This window comes from Sedimentitalea sp., from assembly GCF_039973035.1.
GTDB lineage: Bacteria > Pseudomonadota > Alphaproteobacteria > Rhodobacterales > Rhodobacteraceae > Sedimentitalea.
The window spans coordinates 132,126-154,878 of sequence record NZ_JBDWLR010000106.1 but is presented as its reverse complement, the minus strand read 5'-3'; the positions used below and the strand labels follow the sequence as shown (position 1 = coordinate 154,878).

Here is a 22,753-nt window from a genome sequence, read left to right as displayed (position 1 = left end):
GCACTAGAATTAGTCCCGTGTCCTGCGTTCTGAGACAAGCTGAGGCAGATGATGGATCAGCTCACCCTCTCCTACGTCTGGAAGCAGAAGCAAATACCTGTTGTGCTGCGCCGTACGGGGCGAGGCGAGCGCATTCGCGTGCGACTACCATTCGCCGACGACAATCGGCACTGGCTTCAGAACGGGCGGCGAACTGCTCCCGAATGGATCGGCGGCACAGAAGCTTACTGGGAGTTGCCGAAATCCTGGTTCAATGACCTCGTCGATCGAGCGCTGGTCAGATATGGCAAGATCTACATCATTCAACCCTACCGCGAGCAGGAGATCTGCGCGAGAGCATGCCAGGAAGCGCTCGGTCATGAGTGCCAATGTTCATGCATGGGCGCTAACCACGGTGCCGGCAACGACGGAAGCTGGTTCGAAGTCTCCGATACCTTTTCGACACGTTGGGGCGACCGGGAACTGGCCTGCCGTTTGTTGACGGCACGATAGGCAGCTACTGACCAAAGATTAAATACAATCTTTGGTCAGTAGCCAGAACACACGGGCTATTAACAGGTCTGACCCGACAGAGCGCTGGCGATTGCTACGCGCTTTTGAGGCCCTGATAATTCTCAGTTATCGTAACCGCACCGCTCAAGTGCGGTGAGCATTGCGATTCGGTGAAGCTACCGGGTTATGCAGAAAGCGAAACTGAATCCATCCGCTGTTGCGGAATGCCCCGCGACATGTTCGGCCGAAGATTATCGGACGTTTTGACAAAGCACGGATTGGTTGTAGGCTCGTTTTCGTCGCATGATTATTGCTGAAGGCAGAATACTCGGGAGGGGGCCATGCCATTTTACAGTAAACTGCGAAAGAACGCACGGCTTGGTGAAGACCGGGAAAAGCTGCGTCTCCGCACGATCAAGGGCCTGCAGGCCCTTCGCAAGGCCCTTGCCGCGCACTTTCCCAAGAACGTCGATCGCATGACGACCGTTCGGATTGGCACCTGGAACATCCGGGAATTCGGCGGCAACAAATATGGCGGCCGCAAGTCATACGAGCCGCTCTACTACATGGCCGAGATCATCTCGAATTTCGACATCGCAGCGCTGCAGGAGGTTCGGGGCGACCTTGACGAGTTCCTCGAACTGAAGCGCATTCTCGGTCCGGATTGGGATTACATCGCGACCGATGTAACCGATGGCGGCGCCGGCAACGGCGAACGCATGGTGTTCCTGTTCAATCGCGATCGCGTCCGTTTCCGCCACATTGCCGGCGAGCTCACATTACCGGACGGCAAGAAGGTGCTCGCAAGCTTCGGAGAACGTGTCAAACTCGAAAACGGTCTAACCTTGGAACTCCCGGAAGGGACCGACCTTTCTGGCGTCTACAAGGCCAGATCCGAGACGAAGAAGAATGGCACCATTCAATTGGATCAGGATCTCGAAATTGCGCTTCCAAAGGGGTCATGGCTGTCTCTTCCGGAGGGCTGCGCGCTGGCCCTCACGAAAGGAACGAAGGTCACCCGTCCGGCGAACACGCGCGGCAAAGTCAATGTCGAGATACCGGCCGACAAGGTGGCAGGCAGGCATTATAGGCTCCGGTTTCCTGGCGACACGCTTGATGAAAGTTTCAAGCAGTTTGCCCGCACGCCGTTCCTGGTCAGCTTTCAGGCGAACTGGCTGAAAATCGATCTTGCGACAGTCCACATCTACTATGGCGATGCGTCCGACGAGAAACTGCTTGAACAGCGCCGACAGGAAATCGTGAAGCTCACGGAAGCGCTCGGGGAACGTGCCGCCGAGGAGCTCGACGCCAATCCCGCGAACAAGGTCCTGACCGCGCTTCTTGGGGACTTCAATATCCTGAGCAAGGAGCATGAAACGATGCAGGCCCTGGAAGCCAATGGCTTCAAGGTGCCCGACGATATCCGCAGAATTCCCGGCTCTAACGTCAAGAAGGACAAGGCATACGACCAGATCGCGTTCTGGAAGCCGGACCACGATCGCGGATATGTAGCCCTCGAAGTGCGTGGTGCGGATGTCTTCGATTTCTACAAATATGTCTACCAGTCCAATCAGCACGCCGAATATGCTGATCACGTGAAAGAGGACGACTTCGCGGACTGGCGGACCTACCAGATGAGCGATCACCTTCCCATGTGGGTCGAGATCAAGAGCGACTTTTCCGATGACTATCTCGAGGACTGTGAAACACCGGATGCCGATGAATGAGGTATTGAGGCTTCGACAACCAGGCCTACTGGCGTGAGATCAAATCGATCATCACCGACCAATGGTCCGAGACCCCTGAGGTGCCATGACTGAAACGATCGTTTGGCTCAAAGCAAAGGCACACGGGTTCGATAACCTAACAAGCGCCGAGCTCGACTCGATCTCTGACTTCTCGCTCCTGTGGAGCCTGTTTGAGTCCAGGATCCTGAACGTCGAGGGCAGTGCCCGCGCAATCTGCGACGCCGTCGACCGTTGGCGGGACGAGGGCACGCTCGATGCGCAAATGCTGGAGCCAGAACTCGCCTATTTCCGCGCGCGATATTTTGAAGGCGGGGCGGTCACCCATCATTTTGAGCATCTGCACCTTCCGGCCAACGCCCTTGGCGACATGGTCCTTGCGGTGATCGATGGCAGCAACAATGACGACCGGGATCGGGTCGCAGCCGTCCTGATCATCATCTTTCGGTATCGCAACAATCTGTTTCACGGCGTGAAGTGGCAATACAAGCTGGCCGGGCAGCTTGAAAATTTCACGAACGCAAACTCTGCCTTGATGAAGGTCCTCGATCGACATGGCGCACTTGAGGACGGTTAGCGCTCCTTCGGTGCCCATCGATCTCTGGAATTATGGTTCCTTCGATGATGAGCTGTGCCGATTCCTCGAGCCAAATGGCCAGTTGATCCGGGATTACTTCGAGACCGACCATGCCATCTTCTTATCCCACGATCTCGGTCGCGGTCCTGCCCGGTCACCCATCCGGCCGGACAACCGCCATGCCGGTGCCTATTATAACCTGCTTGATGAACTGAATCAGCTGATGCTGGTGCGCACGATACGCGCGTATCACTACACCCGCCTCACAGATCAGGAAGTCGACGACCTGCGCTTGTCGGGTATTCATCTTTCCACGCCAGAGAGCTTGCAGCATCGGCTCGATGCCCTTGTTGCTTCGGGCCAATTGCTGCCCGCCGACGCAGAGGTTCTTTACACAAAGAGCCCGTTTCACAGCGAGCAGCGCCAAGGCAGAGCCGGCAAATTCTGGATGACCTCGCATCCCGTTTCCGTGGACGACAGTGGTGTTGTGCCGCTGATGGAACGGTGGGGCGGCGAAGTCGCGTCATTTTGGCTTCGTGATCCGCAACTGTCCTCTTCATTGGCGGAGATTGGCACAGCCCGCGTGATCGAGATCGCAGCGCCCCTTGCAAAGACCCGCCACTCGCACTCGGCCGCGACGGCGGCTGTTGCCACGTTTGGACGGCGCATCGGGGCAATTCCCGAGAAATCGGATTTTGATCTCTACGCAAACGCGCCACTCAACCCAAGCACTGTGCTTACGGTCCACACGGAAGGCGAAGCTGCTTTTGCAGAAATCGGTAAGTCCTATCCGCAGGGCTTCATCAATGTCGATATCGGCAGATGGAAGGAACTTACTGGAGAGGACGATTGAGGGCGATCGGGAGGACGCCCGAGGCGGCGGGGTTCGCCAGTTAAGCTGAGCGCCCCTTTTTTTGGGCGGATGTCTGGCGTCGCCCTTCGGGCCGGGCTGTTGGCAAAGCTGAAGCCCGCCAGCGGTCTTCCCCCATACGGGCGGCCATCCCTGACGCGGGGCGGCCGGGAGGATTGGAGAACTGCCAAAAACACCCTTGGTGCCGCTTGCGCGCGGCGGCAGGCAAGGGAGGCTTCGCCGCTACTGGCCGGCAAAACTGCGACCCGGCACAAATGCCGGCTTGTCAGAAGCGCCCTTGTCCTGCCTTGCTCTTCGCGGCCTCCGGGTTGCCGCCCCTAAGGAATAGGGAGTGGAAACCGAACAGAGGACGCGTCGGACGCGGAATAGAGAATGGAAAAAGCAGACCTGGAAGAGCTGAGGGGAAAGGTCGCCTGCGGCGCAGTGCTGGAAACGGCCGGTTTTGCCATTGACCCCAAGGAAAGCACGCGCCGGGCGGTCAAGTACCGCCGCGGCGACGACATCATCATCGTCATCCATGACGGCCAGGGTTGGTTCGATCCCCTGTCCGACGCCAAGGGCGACGTCTTTCGTCTTGTCGAGCATCTTGATGGCCTTCCCTTCGCGGCCGCGCTTTATGTCGTTGCCGATCTGGTGGGGTTCGTGCCGTCGGCCCCCGCTTGGGAGAGGCAATCGCGCGAGCGCGCGCCCGACCTTAGCATCCTCGAACGCTGGAACGCGCGGCGCAAGCCTTGGCGCGGATCAGCCACATGGCGCTATCTGCGCGACGAGCGTGACATTCCCGAAGCTATTCTCAGATCGGCCATCACCCAGGATATCCTGCGCGAAGGCCCCCGGGGGAGCATGTGGGCTGCCCACCGGGACCCCTCAGGAAAAGTGACGGGATGGGAAGAACGCGGGCCGGATTGGCGTGGTTTCGCGACCAGTGGCGCGAAGGTCCTTTTCCGGTTCGGGTCCGCCGATGGTCCGCGGCTTTGCGTCACCGAAGCCGCGATCGACGCCATGAGCCTTGCCGCGCTCGAGGACCAGCGTCCGGACACGCGCTATTTGAGCACCGGCGGCGGTTGGTCGCCGGCGAGCTCCGAAGCCTTGCTCGATCTTGCCGTTCGGGCAGACGCCCTCCTGGTCGCGGCCACCGACAACAATGCGCAAGGCGAGACCTTTGCCGCGCGGCTCAAGGCGCTCGCTTCCGAGGCTGGTTGCGGGTTCGTGCGGCTGCGGCCCGAGCTGGAGGACTGGAACGAGGATCTGAAGGCAAAAAGAAAAATGAAGGATGGATGTGAGGGAGAGAGGGACGGCTGCCGCATGCCCGCCGTCCGCCTCAAGGGTGAAGCTCCGCCCGGCTGACGCCGGCCCTTGACCCGGCCGGACGGAGAGGCGGCCGCGGGAAGGGGTCCGGAAGGGTTGAAGAAGATGGCGATGCCGACAGGGTGCGCCGCGCTCCAGCCCGGGACAGGCCCCGAAGGAGCCCGCCATGACCTCTCTCATCCGAAAGATCCATTTCGGTATCGCCGACCGCCATCAGATGTTCAGATTGTTCGACCGCCATGCGCAGCGACCCGACCGCTGGCAAACCGATGACAGCGCGCTGTACGCCGGCGAATGGTTTGAAATCGCGCAAGCCCAGCACCACTATATGCTGGAAATCCTGCCGCCGCTCTGGATGCGCGGCGAAATGTTCGCCATGCGCGAATTCCTGACCGGCAGCATCACCAGCGTCTTCTATACGCTGAGCATCAACGGGGTGACCCGGTTCTTTCATGCCTACTGCGACCTATCCGATCCGCGTTCTGTGTATGAGATGCGGGACGCGATCGTCGAACGCGAGCGCCGGCCGGTCAAGGCAATGACCCGCGCCGAACGCATCGAGCACATCTGGAGCGCTACGCACGACAAGTATCGCGGCTACGCCGGCGCGGATTTCAGGCCCGAACATCGCGGCAAGCGCACCGTCATCGTCTACGGCAAGCCCGGCACGCGGTTCGAACTGCTCGAGAGCCTGACCGACGCACAGATCTCCGAAAAACTGCCGGTGCATCTGCGCCACCTGCCGCTGCCCGAAGCCGCGTGAGGTGGGCCATGTTCACATTTCCGATTCTTGCCGTGCGCAAGGTCATCGCGCGCGGCGAAGAGGATGCCGCCGCCAATAACGGCTTCCGCAATCCATACTACGGCACCCGCCCGGGAGAGGGCGAGAAGCCCGGCTTCTGGCTCGTTGGCGACGAGGGCGTCTACATCATCTCCAACGGCAAGCTCGCCGAGGGCCAGAAACCGCTCGTCGTCTATTCGACCGAATGCCATCCGAAGGGCAGTGACGACTGGTGGGACTACAAGCGCCGGCATTTTGGCGGCGATGACGGGATCGAGTTCATCGATGCCGACCTCGTCGTTCCGAGCTTCAACCGGAATTTCCGCGCGTCCTATCTCGGGATCCAGCTCACCGAGCACGACATCTCGTTCTCGCTAATCACCCGCTAGCCCCTTTCTCAATTCCGCACGTCGCAAACGCTGCCGGCTCTCCCGGCGGAGCGGCTGCGTGCGCCCGTATCACAGGAGACATTACCATGGCAGACCACGATCCCTTCACCCTCGACATGTTCGGAAGTTCGCAGAACGCTTTATCGTCCGGGCTGAACCTCGGCGTGACCGCCTTTTCCGAGAGCCGGAAAGCTGAACCAGGCGATACCGAACCTGCGTCGGTGGCGAATTCATCCAGTTCGCAAGCGCGCGAGAAGTCCGCTGACGAGCATGTCGGCGAAGCAGCCGACCGCGGCAGCAACTTCCATCTTTCCGGAAGCCGTTCGCTGGCCAAGGGCTGGAAGGCCCGGGCACGGGACAATCTCGATGCCATCGCACTTGCCTCGGCGATCGCGGCCGAGGAGCGGCCCGCAACGCCCGAGGAGCAGGCGCGTCTGATCCGGTTCACCGGCTTTGGCGCCTCCGATCTTGCCAACGCGGTGTTCGCCCGGCCGGGTGAGCACAAGTTCCGCGAGGGGTGGGAAGATCTTGGCGAAGAGCTGCAGGCGTCTGTAAGCGAGGCGGACTACGCCTCGCTTGCCCGCTGCACGCAATATGCCCATTTCACGCCGGAGTTCATCATCCGGGCGATCTGGAAGGGGCTCGAACGGCTTGGCTGGCGCGGCGGCCGCGTTCTCGAACCGGGCATTGGCACGGGGCTGTTTCCGGCCCTGATGCCGGTGGCACGACGGGATGCGTCCTTTATCACCGGCGTCGAACTCGATCCGGTTACCGCACGCATCGCCCGGCTCCTGCAGCCGGTCTCGCGCATCATCGAGGGCGATTTCGCGCGCACCGATCTGCCGGCGCATTTCGATCTCGCCATAGGCAACCCGCCCTTTTCCGACCGCACTGTGCGCTCCGATCGCGCCTACCGGTCGATGGGTCTGCGTCTGCACGACTATTTCATTGCCCGCTCCATCGATCTCCTGAAACCCGGCGCGCTGGCCGCCTTCGTCACATCGTCGGGCACGATGGACAAGACGGATGCCACGGCCCGCGAGCACATCGCCAAATCCGCCGATCTGATCGCCGCAATCCGCCTGCCCGAAGGCAGCTTCCGGCAGGAGGCCGGCACCGATGTCGTTGTCGATTTCCTCTTCTTCCGCAAGCGCAAGCCCGGCGAGCCGCAGGGCGAGGCGAACTGGCTGGACCTCGTCGAGGTCGTTGCCGCCAACCAGGACAGCGAGGCCGTCCGGGTCAACCGCTGGTTTGCCGACCATCCGGACCATGTGCTCGGCCGTCATGCGACCACATCGGGACCGTTCGGCGACACCTATACCTGCCTGTCCGATGAGGGCGATCTCGCAGCCAAGTTGGACGCGGCTATCTGCTGTCTTCCGGAGGCCATCTATTACGGTGAGCCCGACGTGATCGACGTCGATCTTGAGCTTGTCCCGGTCGGCGCTGATATCGCTAGACCCGAAGATGCCCATGTCCGCGAAGGCAGCTTTGTCTTCGACGCGTCGAGGGGCCTGATGCAGGTGCTGGACGGTAAGCTCGCTCCGGTTCCCGTCCGCAAGGGTCGGTCCGGCGAAGGCTTCTCCGAAAAGCAGATCGCCATCGTCAGGAAGCTGATCCCGGTGCGGGACGCCGTGCGCGCGGTCCTCAAGGCCCAGGAGACCGATCAGCCATGGCGCGACCTGCAGGTGAAGCTCCGCATCGCCTGGTCGAGCTTCGTCCGCGACTTCGGGCCGATCAATCACACCAGGGTGTCGATCACGGAGAACGATGCGACGGGGGAGACCCGCGAGACGCATCGCCGCCCGAACCTGCAGCCCTTCCTCGACGATCCGGATTGCTGGCTGGTCGCCTCCATCGAGAATTACGATCTCGATACGAATACCGCCAAGCCCGGCCCGATCTTTTCCGAGCGGGTCATCGCCCCGCCATCGCCACCGGTGATCACCAGTGCCGCCGATGGGCTTGCCGTCGTCCTCAACGAACGCGGTCATGTCGATCCCGACCATATCGCCGAGCTATTGCATGAAGACCGCGAGACGGTCATCGAGGAACTCGGCAGCGCGATCTATCGCGATCCTGCGGATGGGTCGTGGCAGACCTCCGACGCCTATCTCTCCGGCCCCGTCCGCGACAAGCTGGCGATCGCCGAGGCGGCCGCGGAACTCGATCCGGCTTACAGCCGCAATGTCGAGGCTCTGGAGGCCGTCCAGCCGGCCGATCTCAGTCCGTCCGAGATCACTGCACGGCTGGGCGCGCCATGGATTCCGGCCTCCGACGTCGTCGACTTCGTCAAGGAGACGATGGGAACGGACATCACGATCCGGCACATGCCGGAGCTCGCCTCCTGGACAATCAATGCCCGCATGCTCGCCTACCGCGCCGAGGGAACCTCGGAATGGGGCACCAAGCGCCGGCATGCCGGCGAACTACTCGCCGATGCCCTCAACAGCCGCATCCCGCAGATCTTTGACACGATAAAGGATGGCGACAGCGAGAGGCGTGTCCTCAATGTCGTCGATACCGAGGCGGCCAAGGAGAAGCTGACCAAGATCAAGACCGCTTTCCAGACATGGATCTGGTCCGATCCGGATCGCACCGACCGGCTGGCGCGGGTCTATAACGATACCTTCAACAACATCGCGCCCCGATCCTTCAACGGGGACCATCTGCAACTTCCGGGCGCCTCTGGCGCCTTTGTTCTTCATGGACACCAGAAACGCGGTATCTGGCGGATCATCTCATCCGGTGCCACTTATCTCGCCCACGCCGTCGGCGCCGGCAAGACCATGACGATGGCCGCCGCCGTCATTGAACAACGCCGGCTCGGCCTGATCTCGAAAGCCATGCTGGTCGTGCCCGGCCATTGCCTAGCGCAGGCCGCCCGCGAGTTCCTGGCGCTTTATCCGACAGCGCGCATTCTCGTGGCTGATGAGACCAACTTCACCAAAGACAAACGTCACCGTTTCCTGTCGCGCGCCGCCACGGCCAACTGGGATGCGATCATCATCACCCATTCGGCCTTCAAGTTCATCGCCGTCCCCGCCGTCTTCGAAAAGCAGATGATCGAAGATGAACTCGCGCTCTACGAAGTGCTCCTCACCCGGGTCGAAGGCGACGATCGCGTTTCCCGCAAGCGGCTGGAGCGGCTGAAGGAGGGATTGCGGGACCGGCTCGAGGCGCTCGGCTCGGTCAAGGACGACCTCTTGACGATTTCCGAGATCGGCGTCGACCAGATCATCGTCGACGAAGCGCAGGAGTTCCGCAAGCTCTCCTTTGCGACCAACATGTCGATGCTGAAGGGCGTCGATCCGAACGGCTCGCAGCGCGCCTGGGATCTCTACGTCAAATCGAGGTTCATCGAGACGAAAAATCCGAGCCGCGCCCTGGTGCTGGCGTCGGGGACGCCGATCACCAATACGCTCGGCGAAATGTTTTCGGTGCAGCGCTTCCTCGGGTTCGATGCCCTGAAAGAGCGCGGTCTGCACGAATTCGACGCCTGGGCCTCGACCTTCGGCGATGTGGCGACCGAGCTCGAACTGCAGCCCTCGGGCAAATACAAGCCCGTCTCGCGCTTTGCCACCTTCGTCAATGTGCCGGAACTGATCGCCATGTTCCGCTCCTTCGCGGATGTCGTACTGCCGGAGGACCTGAAGCAATATGTGAAGATCCCGGCCGTCTCGACCGGCAAACGGCAGATCGTCACCGCCAAACCGACCGACGACTTCAAGCTCTATCAGCAGGTCCTCGAGGCGCGCATCAAGGCGATCGAAAAACGCGAGGGGCCGGCCCAGCCGGGCGATGATATCCTGCTTTCCGTCATCACCGATGGCCGGCACGCTGCGATCGATCTCCGGCTGGTCGATCCCGACAATGACAACGAGCCGGACAACAAGCTCAACAAGCTGGTCGAGAACAGCTTCCGCATCTGGCGGGAGACCGGCGAAAACGAATATCTCACCCGCGAAGGCAAGCCCTTCGATCTGCCCGGTGCGGCGCAGATGATCTTCTCCGATCTCGGCACGATCAGCGTCGAGAAAAGCAGAGGCTTTTCCGCCTATCGCTGGATCCGCGATGAGCTCGTCCGCCTCGGCGTTCCGGCCTCGGAAATCGCCTTCATGCAGGATTACAAGAAGACAGAGGCGAAGCACCGGCTCTTCGCCGACGTCAATGCCGGCAAGGTCCGCTTCCTGATCGGGTCGTCGGAAACCATGGGCACCGGCGTCAATGCGCAGCTTCGCCTCAAGGCGCTGCATCATCTGGACGTGCCCTGGCTCCCCTCGCAGATCGAACAGCGCGAGGGCCGCATCGAGCGGCAGGGCAATCAGCACGACGAGATCGACATCTTCGCCTATGCCACCGAAGGCTCGATGGACGCGCAGATGTGGCAGAACAACGAGCGCAAGGCCCGGTTCATCGCCGCAGCGCTCTCCGGCGACACGTCCGTGCGCCGGCTCGAAGACCTCGGCGAGGGCCAGGCCAACCAGTTCGCCATGGCCAAGGCGATTGCGTCCGGCGATCAGCGCCTGATGCAGAAGGCTGGCCTCGAAGCCGACATTGCCCGGCTTGAACGCTTGTGGGCCGCGCATCGCGACGACCTCTTCGCCGTCCGCCGGCAAATCCGTAATGCGGAACGCGATATTGAACATGACACGCGGCGCATCGCCGAGATCGGCAAGGACATCGAGCGCAGAATTCCGACCACTGGCGAGGCCTTCGCCATGACAATTGCCGGACAATCGTTTTCCGACCGCAAGCCTGCCGGCCGCGCCCTGATGAAGGAAATCATGACGCTGGTCCATTTGCGGGAGGAAGATGAAACGACCATCGCCAGAATCGGCGGCTTCGATCTGGTCTTCTCCGGCCAGCGCTTTGCCAACAATGAATTCCAATATGACGTCGCGCTCGCACGGACGGGCGCGGAGACCGACATCGATCTCGCCCTGACCGTCACGCCGCTCGGCGCCGTCTCGCGCATCGAGCATGTCCTCGGCGGTTTCGAGGACGAGCGGTCGCAATACCGGTTCCGGCTCGACGACGCCAAGCGCCGGCTTGCCTCCTACCAGTCCCGCCAGGGCGGGGAATTCGGCTTCGCGGAGGAGCTTGCCGACAAACGCCGGCAGCTCGATGTCATCGAGGCCGATCTGGCAGACGAGGTCCTGACGGAGGGAAAGAAGGCCATGGAGGCGGCCTGAGGAAGAAAAGGGCGGGAGGGAGACCGGTCGCAGATCGGTCGGGTCCGGTGACGCTTCCGCTCAACCGCCGCCTGCGCCATCCCGGCCCGTCGTCCTTCGCAGGGCTTGTGAGCCCCGCTTGTCCGACCGGGCAGGGACGCTCGGCCGCAGTTGCACCGGTCCGCCCGCTCCGCGGTCCCGGGGATATCTTCGAGAAGAAGACGAGAAAGGGAACCGGCGGCATGCCGGGTTCTCAAACCCAACAAGGAGCTTCCCATGCATATCATCAAGATCGACCCGCGCGCGCTGAAGGACAATCCCGACGACGCCCGCAAGTCCAAATCCACGCCGCAGGGCGATGCTCTGCTCGCCGCGACCATCAAGGCCGTCGGCATCATCCAGCCGCCCGTCGTCTCCCCCGAAGCCGATGGCGGCAACGGCTTCATCATCCAGGCCGGCCATCGCCGCACCAGGGGCGCAATCGCGGCCGAGCTCGAGGAGATCGAGGTCATCGTGACCGATCCGGCCGATGACGGCGGCGCCATGCGCTCCATGGTCGAGAACATCGCCCGCGAACCGCTCAATCCGGTCGATCAGTGGCGCGCCATCGAGCGGCTGGTCGCGCTCGGCTGGACCGAGGAAGGCATCGCCGCGGCGCTGTCGCTTTCGGTTCGCCAAATCAAGAAGCTCCGGCTTCTTGCCAATGTGCTTCCCGCCATGCTCGACCAGATGGCGAAGGGCGACATGCCGGACGAGCGGCAGCTCAGGACGATCGCCGCTGCCTCGATTGCCGAGCAGAAGGAGGTCTGGAAGGCCCACAAGCCGAAGAAGAACGAGACCACTTCGTGGTGGTCGGTCGCCAATGGTCTCTCGAAGACCCGCATGTATGCCCGCGACGCCAGCTTCGACGACGATCTGGCACAGGCCTACGGGATCGCCTGGGTCGAGGACCTCTTCGCGCCGGCCGACGAGGACAGCCGCTACACGACCGACGTCGAGGCATTCCTCGGCGCCCAACAGGAATGGATGACCAACAATCTGCCCAAGAACGGCATGATCACCGAGCTCAATGGCTGGAACGGTCCGGAACTGCCGAAGAAGGCCGAGCGCGTCTACGGCAAGCCGAAGAAGTCCGACCATACGGCGATGTATCTCGACCGCGACGGCAAGGTGCAGTCCGTCGTCTACCGGATGCCCGAGCCGAAGGCGGCGAAAGGCAAGGGTGGGGATGGCGGCGCCGTCGCGCCGGCGCAGCGCCCCGATGTCACCCAGAAGGGCCAGGACATGATCGGCGATTTCCGGACCGACGCGCTGCACGAGGCGCTTCAACGCGCACCGATCGAGGACGACACGCTGATGGCGCTGCTCGTCATCGCCTTTGCCGGTCAGAACGTTCGCGTCGATTCCGGCTCAGGCAATGCGGGGTCGTTCCGGAGCCAGATCGCGCCCCATGCCGCCAACCTGGTCGATGAGACCGGTAATCTTGCCTTCGACAAGGACATGCTGCGCATCGCGGTCCGCTCGGTGCTGATCGAGGTGCTGTCGTGCCGCCGCAACATGTCGAACAGCGGCATCGTCTCGCGGATCGCCGGCGCCGTCGTCGGGGCCGATAGCTTTCTGCCCAATATGGGGACGGAGGACTTCCTCCTGTGCCTGTCCCGGCAGGCGCTCGAGGCGGCATGCGCGGAGACCTCGGTGCTGCCGCGCAACAAGGTCCGCGACACCCGCGCCGCGCTCGTCGAGCATTTCCAGGAGGAACGCTTCGTGCACGGGTCGGCGCTGTTCGCGCCTGAGGCGAACGAACTCGCCGACTGGAAGGCCCACAACGAGATCGTCGAGGACGAAGACGCCACCGACATCGATGGCTCCGCCGACGAGGCGGGTGAGGGCGACATCGACCCGGATGCCGTCTCCGAAGGTTTCCGCGAAGCCGCCGAATAGCGCTCTTCTTCCTTCCGAATGCCCATCACGCCGCCGGCATCGTCCGGCGGCGTTTCCGTTTCCACTTATCAAACAAGGAAGACACAATGTCTGCCAAGCTCATCTTCGACCATGCGCCGATTGGCGCGATCATCGCCTATTCGGACGGCACGCCGCGGCCGCCGGAGCGTCACCGTAGAAAGCTCGCCGACTGGAAGAACCGCAACGGGGCCGGCCGGCTGATTTGCAAGCGTGCCGCCGTCGAGCGCGGCACCCATACGATCCCCGCATCTTTCACTCTGCATGAGCGCGATTACGGGTCCAATGGCACGGTCGTCATGCGGGTCCACAAGACCTTCGACGTAAACTCACCACGAGGCTTCACGGTGCGCGAGTTGCCTGAACCCGGCTCGGTCCTTGTCATGAGCCGGCCGGGCGACCTCGGGGAGCTGGTTCATCTCGCCGCAAACCGCGGCGCCGCGGAAGACTGGCTCAACCGGCACGGCTATCCCGAAGCCGAGCTGCAGGAGGCCACGGCGCCGGCGCCGGATACCGGGAGGGCGGCGTGAATGTCCCTGGCGGAACAATCGTGCTCTCTCGGATGGAAGCAGCGCATCGGCAGACGAGGGCGCATCTCGAACGGATTGAACGCCAGATCTCGGCGAGGGCGGAACGCATGACGACGACGGCCAAGGCGAAAGCCCGAAGACATCCCCGCGGGGGATCGGGCTGGGCACGGACCGATGAAGCCATGTTCAGGGCCTGCGTCGACCAGATTAGCTTCGAGAGACGCGGAGAAGTCGAAGCCCTCAGTCGTAAGCTTATCCGGCAGGAGCATGCGATCGCCTTCGTCAGGGCAAAGACCATCAGCAACGGGCCGGCCGCCAAACCGGATGCGCAAGCCGTATTGTGACGCCAGGAGCGTGTGCGGCGGGCCACGGTCATTTCCTTCACGTTGGGCGCCGGTGGAATGCCACCCCTTCCGGCCTCCCTTCGGTTCTGGTCGCGGTCGTAAACCGGCGGCCGGAGCCTTCAAGGCCGCTGACGCGCCGCGGTGCGGCCGCACGCACCATCCTCGCCAAACCGGCCCCGCGGAACTGCGCAAGGGCTTGATAAGCCCTGCTGGCCCGCAGGACAGGTTCGCTCGACCCGGTCCGTGCGGACCCTGAAGCCCCCGTCATTCCGCCGGTTTCTTTTGCCCGCGCCCGAAGGGAGGGCCGGCAGGGGCCGGCTGGAGCCTTCGGTCAAATCGTGAAGGAAAGGAATTCCCATGACCAGCAACGCTCGTCCCTCCCGTCAATCCGGCAAGATCGTCCAGCTCCGCAAGGGCGCTTCCCTCGAAATGGTCCGGCTCGCCTGCCCTGACAGCGCCCAGGCCTCGCTCATTTCCGAAAGTTTCGGCCTTCCTGTCATCGACAGTGATGGCATCCGCGATCTCCACCACAAGATCATCGTCGACACGGCCGAATCCCTGAACGAAGGCCTTGGCGAACGAGCCATGCAGATCCACCTGCAGCGCATCGTCGGATCCTATGTCGGCTCCGCCCATGGCGCCGGTCAGTTCTATTCCCGGGCGGTCTCCGAAGCCCGAGACGCGACCGCGAAGTCGGCCAGCGATACACGCGACGAGGACCTCGACGGTCCTGTCGGATTCGACAGCAATGCCCAACGCAAGCGCGAGTTCGCGGCCGATATGGGCATTCAGGCCCATGCGCTTCGCTGCGCAGCCGAGGGCGTTGTGACCGCCTACGATGAAGTCGTCGGCGAAGCGTGGAAGCCCTTCCAACGCCAAGTCGAAAATCCCGGCCAGACCGTAGACCGCAAGGCGGCCGAAATCCAGATGGCGGCACTTGGCTGAACCGCTCGGGCGGAGCTTCGGCTCCGCCTTTTTCTAGGGCGCTCCGGAGGTCAGAATTGACAATTCAACGTAAAACAACTACTTTACGTAAAATGATGGAGCCTTGCGATGAAACAGTACACTTTTTCTGACATGAACCGCTCCTCGGGCGAAATCCTCGAGGCGGCAATGATCGAACCGGTCGTCCTCACCAAGCACGGTAAGGAGAAGCTTTTTGTTCTGTCCGCCCGCGATTATCACCGCATGCGCGGCGACCCGAGCCCGACCAAGTCCTATTCTCTGCATGATGCCCCGGACGATGTCCATGCGGAGTTGATGTCCGGCATCGACGCCATTCTCGAACCTGCCAAAGAAGATGCTTGAGCAAGGCGACGTCGCCGAGTTCCACTATCTCTGGCATCGCGAAGCGGAAAAGGGTGAGGAATCCGGCCGGAAACCCCGCCCTGTCTGCATCGTCATCAAGACGCCCGGCAATCCCGATGTCGTGTTTCTCTTTCCCTTCACCTCCAAGCAACCTCTCGCCGATCAACTCGCGCTAAGCGTCCCGGAAATCGAGTGCCGGCGCATCGGCCTTGCCGCACCGTGCTGGATTATTCTCGACGAGTTCAATCGCGTGGAGATGGATAAGGACTACGATTTCGTGTCCACCGAGCCAATCGGTTCGGTCAGCGCGGCGTTCCTCAGCAAGATAGCCGCAACGATCAAGCAAACGGCTCGCGCGTCAGCAATCAAGGCCGTGAAACGGAGCTGACGTCCGCTCCGGACGCTTCCCGACAGCTATCCTAGTCTCCCGCGCCGTCGTCTGCCTGTGAGCATATGCCCGGAGCGCCGACCCGGTTATTCAGCCTCGACCTGGCAATCAGACCGCACATGGCCGGGACTCTATCTCGGACGCAACCCAAACCCGCTCTTTGAGAGATGGCATTCCTGGTGCGGCGCGGACTTCCACGATCAACCCATGAAGGGTCCGCTCGCAAGCGGCGGCCGCTTGGCTTTGGCCTGCGCGGTGATCGCGTCCGCTAATCCGCACACTGACGGAGCCATCAAGAGCGGGATTGGCCCGCTCCAACGATGGAGCCCTCAGATGCAGCACGATCTTTCCCTCGCCCAGAAACACGCCTGGAACCTCGCCCGCACCCTCATGACCCCAATCGTCCTCTTCAAGTCCGACGACGAGTACGGCGTCCTCCCCGCCGACGAAGTCGAGGACGCCGAGATCGTCATCCTCTTCGAATACGACCCCTACACCGGCGGTCACTCGGTCCACTAACCGATCAATCCTCTCATCCTTGGCGGCGGCGTTTAACGCCGCCTTTTCCGCTGCGCGGAGGCACCGACCGAGGTCCGTCCCGGGATAGGTCCGGGCGGAGCCGGCAGCAGCGGCAACGGCTTCGCCGTCCTCCTCTTCGTTCCGGCCCTCGCCACCCCGCCGCGCTGCGCGCACCGGGGGCCCGGCTCGGGTGCCGCTCCTGCCTGCAGCCCCGCCATTGGCGGACCTCGTGACGGACCGCGATCGGCGCGGCCCTGAAAATCAGGAGGTCTGAAAATGAAAAGGAAAGAGAAAAGCCCGCGTATCGATATTTATACGCGGATCACCGAGACGATCGTCGCCGATCTGGAAAATGGCGTCCGCCCCTGGATGAAACCCTGGAGCGCGGGCGGGCTGGAGGGCCGGATCACGCGGCCCCTCCGGCACACGGGCGAGCCTTATACCGGCATTAACGTGCTGCTCCTTTGGTCGGAGAGTATCGCCCGAGGCTTCGAAGCGCCGCTCTGGATGACCTACCGACAGGCCGGTCAGATTGGAGCCCAAGTGCGCAAGGGCGAAACCGGGGCGACCGTCGTCTATGCCAGCCGCTTCACCAAGACCGAAATCGACTCTCGCGGTGACGAAGTCGAGCGGGATATCCCGTTTCTCAAGACCTACACGGTCTTTAATTGCGATCAGATCGATGGGCTGCCGGATCACTATTACCACCAGCCGGACAGGATCATCGATCCGGTGTCGCGGATCGAGCATGCCGACCGCTTCTTCGAAAACACCGGTGCGGTGATCCGCCATGGCGGGTCGAAGGCCTACTTCGCCTCCGCCAGCGACCACATCCAGATGCCGCCATTCGAGAGCTTCCGGGATGCGGAATCCTACGTCGCCGTTCTCAGCCATGAGGCCACCCACTGGACGACGCCAGCACACCGCGTCGGACGCGATCTCTCCCGCTATCACAAGGATCGCTCCGAACGGGCCCGCGAAGAACTCATTGCCGAGCTTGGCAGCTGCTTCCTGTGCGCCGATCTCGGCATCGTGCCGGAACTCGAACCCCGGCCGGATCACGCCAGCTACCTGCACTCGTGGTTGCGTGTGCTCAAAGACGACAAGCGGGCAATTTTTCAGGCAGCGGCGCATGCGCAGCGCGCGGTGACTTATCTCTACGGTCTTCAGCCTGCCGAGGTGCTTGAAGGGAGGGAGGCGGCCTGATGCTCGGCCTCCCGAATACGACTGCGGAAGGGCGATGTGCGGCGCTTGATGTTAGGCCACTTCGGCGGCGAGTTTCCGTCATCATCAATCAAGACGATGGCCCGGAACGACAGAGTATCTGCGGTGCCTGCCTATTTTCAACACGAGGGGTCAGAGCAGGCCCCCGGTATTAGCCGTGCTGCTGACAGCGGAACATCACATTCGGACCGATGCCTGCTCTCACTTTTTCCGGTCGCGCGATTGGACCCCGGAGATAGGCAGACGACTGGCCAATAGTGCCTGGGTTCGCGATCCGGTAATCAGTCTGCCTTGAACCGTGCGGAGATCGATCTGTCGATTGTGCGCCTGTAACGGGTGGCAGGCGGCATGTTCGCCACGTCACGGCCTATTCCTTTTTTCGTCGTATCTCACGGAGCTCGCCCAACGCGGTCTCGATTTGGCATGTCTGACTGGCAACCGGCTTCGCCTCGCCCGGCTTGCCGCAACGACGGGCCGGAACTTTCTTCCCCTGCCGGCTGCGCCGCCATTCCTCGCGGAGCAAGAAAGCCCCGTCCCGCCGTCCTCCATTTCATTGCGGTCCCTTCGGGATGCGCGCCGATCGTTACCGGTCTCTTCGACAGCCATCGAGGCCGCGATGGGCGCGGCCCGAAACATCGAAAAGGAATAGGACAATGGCAAACATCGGCACTTTCGCCACTACCAAGAACGGCTTCACCGGTCAGATCAAGACCCTCGCCCTCAACGTCAAGGCCCGCTTCGAGCGCGTCGAGAACCCCTCCGACAATGGCCCGCAGTTCCGCATCTTCTCCGGCGCCGTCGAACTGGGCGCCGCCTGGCAGAAGCAGGCCAAGGGAACCGAACGCGACTATCTTTCCGTCAAGCTGGACGACCCGAGCTTCCCGGCTCCGATCTACGCCACCCTGGTCGAGGTGGAAGGCGAAGAGGGCATGCAGCTGATCTGGTCGCGCCCGAACACCAACCGCGACTGATCTCCCAGAAGACAAGGGCCTCGCCGCAAGGCGGGGCCTTTTCCATGTTCACGCTGATCGATCGCACCTAGCGATGCCGTTTGACGAGAAACGCATCACAATAACCGCGGCGGCGCTTGCGGCGCTCCAGCCGGTCGAATGCCAGATCGGCATCATCGGCCGTGTCGAATGTTTCCATCATCGTTTGACCGCGCGTGCCGATCCTCCCCCAATCGCGAATGAGAGAGGCGCCCCCGAACAGCGTCGGCTGTATCGAAAGGCTGTAGAACCGCCGCATATTCTTTGCAGGGTCCACGCGCCTGAGGTGAACGGGATCGGAATTGCTCATGGCCCAGAGTCTCGCTTCCTGTGGAAGCGACGTCCAACGAATTTCTTGAATCGTTGGATACGGATCGATTCATGGAATTGATGCTAGCCCGGGATCGCACCCGTCTTCTTCGCCCGCTCAACAAGCTTCGCATAGGTGGTTCCGTTTCCTGATGGGAAGTGCTTGCACCACGCTGCGAGAAAACGCCTCTCCCGCTCGAAATCTTTTTCCTTACGCAGCAAAACAGCGACCCTCATGGGATAGTGCGGCGCCGGAATTTCTCCCGAGGTAAGATACCGTCTGAAGGCATCGGAGACAGTGTCGCACTGCCATCCAAGATCCTGGTCTGCGGTCTTCATGAAGGCGCGGAACGAGCTTTCGTCCTGGTTCAGGAAGTCCGGTCCATTTGACGCTTGGCCATAGGTGATCCCTTTCTCCAGCATTCTGTCTGTCGTCGCTCTTATTGAGTTCCGGTGAAGTCGCGCCTGCTCTTCGGCAACGACCACCTCCTGGTTCGCGAGCAAGCCGATGACATCATCGACCTTTCCAGCCAGATCGGGCGACAACTGACTGTCCGAGACGGGCGGCTTGCGAGCCGGGCGCTGCGCCTGCTTTGCCTTTATCCGTTCGCCGATCTCGTCGGCGAGTCCCGAAAGAACAGCCTCTTGGCGCTCAGACTGAGCAATCATGGACGCCGACACGCCCGCACGATGGTACTCGGCGATCTGCCATTTCAGCTGTTTGAGGTGGCTCGACACCTTGGCTTCCGGCTTACGCAAGGCGGTAATGCCAAGCTCGGGGTTCTCCGAAAGAAGCTTCTGTATTTCCTCAATTAGAACTGATCGAGCGCGAATATGGGCTTCCCATTGATCGCGACGATCTTCAGTGCGTGATGCAGAAAGCGGCTCATGGACGGTAGGCTCACCGCGGAGATGCGCGAGCGCTTCCTCCTTCGCAGCTACTTCACTGGAATAGACATCGGAGAAATATGGGTCATTCCGGTCATCGACATCGGCAATACAAAACTTCCAATCACGGTCCTGAGGAAAGACCGAGATGCGAGTTTGCCCATCGACCATCGTCGGGTTGCCGTTCTCTGAAATCGCCCAGCCTTCTGCTCTCGGCCGAACGTCTCCATCTCTTGTACTCGATTTGCGAAACAGCCATTTGAGAAACAACATGGTCCCCTCCAGTTGCAATCCATTGTCGACAGATCGCGATCTCTGACAAGCAGGGGATCAGAGTATTGGGTTCAGCGGCAGAGACGTTGATCCAATTCTTGCTGTTCGCGACGGGCGCCTCCAATCACTACGTTGCCGAGGAATGTTCTTTGTGAAATCGGTTCTCAGCCACGACCGATTTCATGTCCTCTCGCCGGAACCAGATCGCGCGCCCGCACCGGAGCGGCGGGTTGCCCGCCGTGAAAACGATCTGCTCGTCACCTCGCATGCGCAGCACTTCCTCTGGCAGGATCAGCGGCCGAGCGGCCAACTGCTTCGAGCGTGTTCGCGACGATCCCGACATCTGCGATGTCCGGCTGAGCTGGTCGACCTCGATGGTCGTGTTTCCGCATCGCCGCGAGATGTATTCGGCGGTCTCCGGATCGTTGATCGCCGCGAACGACACCCATGACGCGCTCTCGAACCATTTCGATGTCGCATCGCGGCCGCCATACGTCTCGCGCATCTGCCCGATCGACTGAAAGAGCAAGAGCAGGCTGATGCCATACTTGCGGCCGGCGTCCCGCGCGGTTTCCAGAATGCGCAGATAGCCGAGCCGCGCAACCTCATCGAGCAGGAACAGCGTCCGGCCTTTCGTCTCTCCATTCCGATTGTAGATCGCGTTCAGCAAGGCGCCGATGATGGTGCGCGCCAACCCTGGATGCGCCTCGAGTGTTTTCAGGTCGAGATTGACGAAGATGTCCGTCTTACCGTTCGCCAGGTCATCGGTCGACAGGTTCGATCCGGACACCAGCGCCGCGTAATTCGGATAGCTGAGCCAATGGGTTTCCTTGATCGCATTGGCATAGACGCCGGAGAAGGTCTCCGGCGTCATGTTGACGAAGGCGGCGACGTTTTCCCGCACGAATTCGGATTCCGAATTGTCATGGATCGTCTGCAGGCGCTCGCGCAGTTTCGGCTCCGGCTCCGATAGGTTCATGCGCACCTGGCGCAGCGTCTGCTTTTCCTTTTCCGTGTGCCCGGACAGGCAGACATCGGCGATCAATGCCGTGATGAGCTGCAGGGCGGAGGCCCGGAAGAAATCGTCGCGCATGGACGTCTGCCTGCCGACATCGGTGACGACCCAACTCGCCACGGCAACCACGTCCTCTTCCTTCGTCCCGCCATAGCGGCCGATCCAGTCGAGCACATTGAAGCCGACGGAGGCATCCTTCGGGCTGAGCACGAAGACCTCGCGTCCGGCCTTGCGCCGGTGCGCGATGACCATGGGTGCGACTTCGTTGGATGGGTCGAGCGCCGCCAGTCCGCCGCCCCATTTCAGTGCTGTCGGGATCGTTACAGAGGTGGTCTTGAAACCACCCGAGCCCGCGAAGACAAGCCCGTGGGTGGAGCCGAAGGACGCATCGAAACACAGAAGCGGCACCTTGCCGCCCGCGCCCCAACTCTCTTTCACATCAGCGCGAAACGTGTGGCTCGCGATGCTGTCCTTGTCGACGCGATAGGCCTCGCCGACGACGATTCCGCCTTCTTCGCCAAACATCCGCTTGGCCTCGCCGAGCGACATCCAGTCCGCCGATCCGTGGATCGCGCGCTTGCCCGTCAGACGGCGCGGCTTCATGCTTGCGAACGCGGCATCGCCACGTAGCGCAACGCGCAAGGCGAACATGCCGGCGACGAAACACAGCATTGCGCCGATGCCAGTGGCGGGATCGGCATATTCGATCAGCGGGTGACCATCGGGGACCGCATCCGCGAAACCGCTGAAGCGCGAAAATTCGCGCATTCCCGCAACAGCAATCACGCCGATCGCACCGATCAGAACACCAAGGCCGGCGGATTTGATCGCCATGGCGCCGCGCGTTGCGAAGAGAAAGATTACCCCAATGGCGGCGGCGGACATGTAGGGCAGGGCAATGCCGATCCGCCCGAGCGTCTGCTTCGCCTCGGCTGAATTGCCGAACCGTGTCAGCCAGGTTTCCGAGCCGGTTAGCCCAAGACACACGGCCATCATCAGGCCGACGGGAGCGATCACGAGGAGGAGCTTATTCAGGGTCACTGGAAAACGCCTCCGCTCCGATCGCCGTCAGCCTTTCCCGCTCCGCGTCGTCCGCGGCTATCCGGCTGGCGCCGTCGATCAGCAATCCGAGCAGGAGCGCCCGCTTCTCGTAGCGAAGACCAGCTTTGACGATCAGACCGCCGAGCTGGATTTTCTCGCGCGTGTCCTTCTTGCGCGCGTCGGACTGGCTCGCTTGTCGCATGCGCTCAAGCCTCGTTATTCGCGCCCGAAGACGCGCCAGCCGGGTTTTGCGCGGGCGGGGATTTCCGGGTCTCGTTGCCGCCGCCGCGAAACCGTTTCGCCAAATTCTCGAAGGCTTCGCCGAGCTTCGCATCGTCGATCTCGATCTCTCCGAGACCGGCCTTGAGCGCGAGCCGTCCGATGCGTTCGGCCTCGCGTGCTTCTGCGGCCTTGAGCTGCTCCTGCAGTCTGGCGATGTCTTCCTTGATCTTCGATGAGGGCTTTCTCATTCCGTAGGCTCCGAAGTGTGACGAATGCCGAATAGGCATGAGGAACATCGCCCGGGTGCGCGTTCAGCGCATCCCGGCAGAAATGCCGGGTCGAGAGACCCGTCTCAATGAGAGATCATCCCAGCGTTCCGAAGGAATGCGTCCAAGGGCGCAGTAATA

General features: G+C 61.9%; 22 protein-coding genes. 17 read left to right on the top strand and 5 right to left on the bottom strand.

Annotation, left to right across the window (positions count from 1 at the left end; genetic code table 11):
- Positions 1-51 precede the first annotated feature (51 nt).
- From ABJO75_RS28840 to ABJO75_RS28760, 17 genes are all read left to right on the top strand, one after another.
- Positions 52-492: a hypothetical protein gene (locus tag ABJO75_RS28840; RefSeq protein ID WP_025030042.1), complete on the top strand. Its 441-nt coding sequence runs from the start codon at positions 52-54 to the stop codon at positions 490-492.
- A 341-nt stretch (positions 493-833) separates the two neighbouring features.
- A complete protein-coding gene (locus ABJO75_RS28835; RefSeq protein WP_348195966.1) occupies positions 834-2,219 on the top strand; it encodes an endonuclease/exonuclease/phosphatase family protein in 1,386 nt (461 codons plus the stop codon).
- An 85-nt stretch (positions 2,220-2,304) separates the two neighbouring features.
- The gene (locus tag ABJO75_RS28830) at positions 2,305-2,814 is read left to right on the top strand and encodes a hypothetical protein (protein WP_348195964.1); all 510 of its coding nucleotides are present in this window, start codon (positions 2,305-2,307) and stop codon (positions 2,812-2,814) included.
- Positions 2,815-2,824: 10 nt separating this feature from the next.
- A complete protein-coding gene (locus ABJO75_RS28825; RefSeq protein WP_348195963.1) occupies positions 2,825-3,667 on the top strand; it encodes a hypothetical protein in 843 nt (280 codons plus the stop codon).
- Between the two features lie 390 nt (positions 3,668-4,057).
- Complete coding sequence (locus ABJO75_RS28820) at positions 4,058-5,032, top strand: DUF3991 and toprim domain-containing protein (protein WP_348195961.1); 975 nt, start codon at positions 4,058-4,060, stop codon at positions 5,030-5,032.
- Positions 5,033-5,159: 127 nt separating this feature from the next.
- The gene (locus ABJO75_RS28815; protein ID WP_348195960.1) at positions 5,160-5,756 is read left to right on the top strand and encodes a DUF1419 domain-containing protein; all 597 of its coding nucleotides are present in this window, start codon (positions 5,160-5,162) and stop codon (positions 5,754-5,756) included.
- A gap of 8 nt (positions 5,757-5,764) precedes the next feature.
- Entirely contained in the window at positions 5,765-6,163 is a 399-nt protein-coding gene (locus ABJO75_RS28810) for a DUF3085 domain-containing protein (protein WP_348195958.1), read from the top strand.
- An 86-nt stretch (positions 6,164-6,249) separates the two neighbouring features.
- Entirely contained in the window at positions 6,250-11,358 is a 5,109-nt protein-coding gene (locus tag ABJO75_RS28805) for a lactate dehydrogenase (protein ID WP_348195957.1), read from the top strand.
- A gap of 255 nt (positions 11,359-11,613) precedes the next feature.
- On the top strand, positions 11,614-13,278 hold the full coding sequence (locus ABJO75_RS28800) for a ParB/RepB/Spo0J family partition protein (RefSeq protein WP_348195956.1): 1,665 nt from the start codon (positions 11,614-11,616) through the stop codon (positions 13,276-13,278).
- A gap of 86 nt (positions 13,279-13,364) precedes the next feature.
- Complete coding sequence (locus ABJO75_RS28795) at positions 13,365-13,826, top strand: hypothetical protein (RefSeq protein WP_348195955.1); 462 nt, start codon at positions 13,365-13,367, stop codon at positions 13,824-13,826.
- Positions 13,827-13,933: 107 nt separating this feature from the next.
- Positions 13,934-14,170 carry a hypothetical protein gene (locus ABJO75_RS28790; protein WP_348195954.1) on the top strand — a complete coding sequence of 79 codons (237 nt, stop codon included), beginning with the start codon at positions 13,934-13,936 and terminating at the stop codon, positions 14,168-14,170.
- A gap of 357 nt (positions 14,171-14,527) precedes the next feature.
- A complete protein-coding gene (locus ABJO75_RS28785) occupies positions 14,528-15,115 on the top strand; it encodes a hypothetical protein (protein ID WP_348195953.1) in 588 nt (195 codons plus the stop codon).
- A gap of 108 nt (positions 15,116-15,223) precedes the next feature.
- Entirely contained in the window at positions 15,224-15,478 is a 255-nt protein-coding gene (locus ABJO75_RS28780) for a type II toxin-antitoxin system prevent-host-death family antitoxin (RefSeq protein ID WP_348195951.1), read from the top strand.
- A complete protein-coding gene (locus ABJO75_RS28775; protein WP_348195950.1) occupies positions 15,471-15,866 on the top strand; it encodes a hypothetical protein in 396 nt (131 codons plus the stop codon). Before ABJO75_RS28780 ends, ABJO75_RS28775 begins: the two co-directional genes overlap by 8 nt.
- Before the next feature lie 333 nt (positions 15,867-16,199).
- On the top strand, positions 16,200-16,385 hold the full coding sequence (locus ABJO75_RS28770) for a hypothetical protein (protein WP_114391424.1): 186 nt from the start codon (positions 16,200-16,202) through the stop codon (positions 16,383-16,385).
- A 276-nt stretch (positions 16,386-16,661) separates the two neighbouring features.
- A complete protein-coding gene (locus tag ABJO75_RS28765; protein ID WP_348195949.1) occupies positions 16,662-17,591 on the top strand; it encodes a zincin-like metallopeptidase domain-containing protein in 930 nt (309 codons plus the stop codon).
- Between the two features lie 671 nt (positions 17,592-18,262).
- Positions 18,263-18,580 (top strand): DUF736 domain-containing protein, encoded by a 318-nt coding sequence (locus ABJO75_RS28760; RefSeq protein ID WP_348195947.1) that lies wholly within the window; start codon positions 18,263-18,265, stop codon positions 18,578-18,580.
- 67 nt (positions 18,581-18,647) lie between these two features.
- On the opposite strand, the gene ABJO75_RS28755 is transcribed toward ABJO75_RS28760, so the two are convergent.
- The 5 genes from ABJO75_RS28755 to traC all read right to left on the bottom strand — a co-directional run bounded on the left by ABJO75_RS28755 (position 18,648) and on the right by traC (position 22,594).
- Positions 18,648-18,908 (bottom strand): WGR domain-containing protein, encoded by a 261-nt coding sequence (locus ABJO75_RS28755; RefSeq protein WP_348195946.1) that lies wholly within the window; start codon positions 18,906-18,908, stop codon positions 18,648-18,650.
- An 83-nt stretch (positions 18,909-18,991) separates the two neighbouring features.
- Complete coding sequence (locus ABJO75_RS28750) at positions 18,992-20,068, bottom strand: hypothetical protein (protein WP_348195944.1); 1,077 nt, start codon at positions 20,066-20,068, stop codon at positions 18,992-18,994.
- 127 nt (positions 20,069-20,195) lie between these two features.
- On the bottom strand, positions 20,196-22,124 hold the full coding sequence (gene traG, locus ABJO75_RS28745) for a Ti-type conjugative transfer system protein TraG (protein WP_348195943.1): 1,929 nt from the start codon (positions 22,122-22,124) through the stop codon (positions 20,196-20,198).
- Positions 22,111-22,326, bottom strand: a complete 216-nt coding sequence (locus ABJO75_RS28740) for a type IV conjugative transfer system coupling protein TraD (RefSeq protein WP_348195941.1) — start codon at positions 22,324-22,326, stop codon at positions 22,111-22,113. Before ABJO75_RS28740 ends, traG begins: the two co-directional genes overlap by 14 nt.
- Positions 22,327-22,330: 4 nt before the next feature.
- Positions 22,331-22,594, bottom strand: coding sequence for a conjugal transfer protein TraC (traC, locus tag ABJO75_RS28735; protein WP_348195940.1), 264 nt, complete (start codon positions 22,592-22,594; stop codon positions 22,331-22,333).
- Between the last annotated feature and the right edge of the window lie 159 nt (positions 22,595-22,753).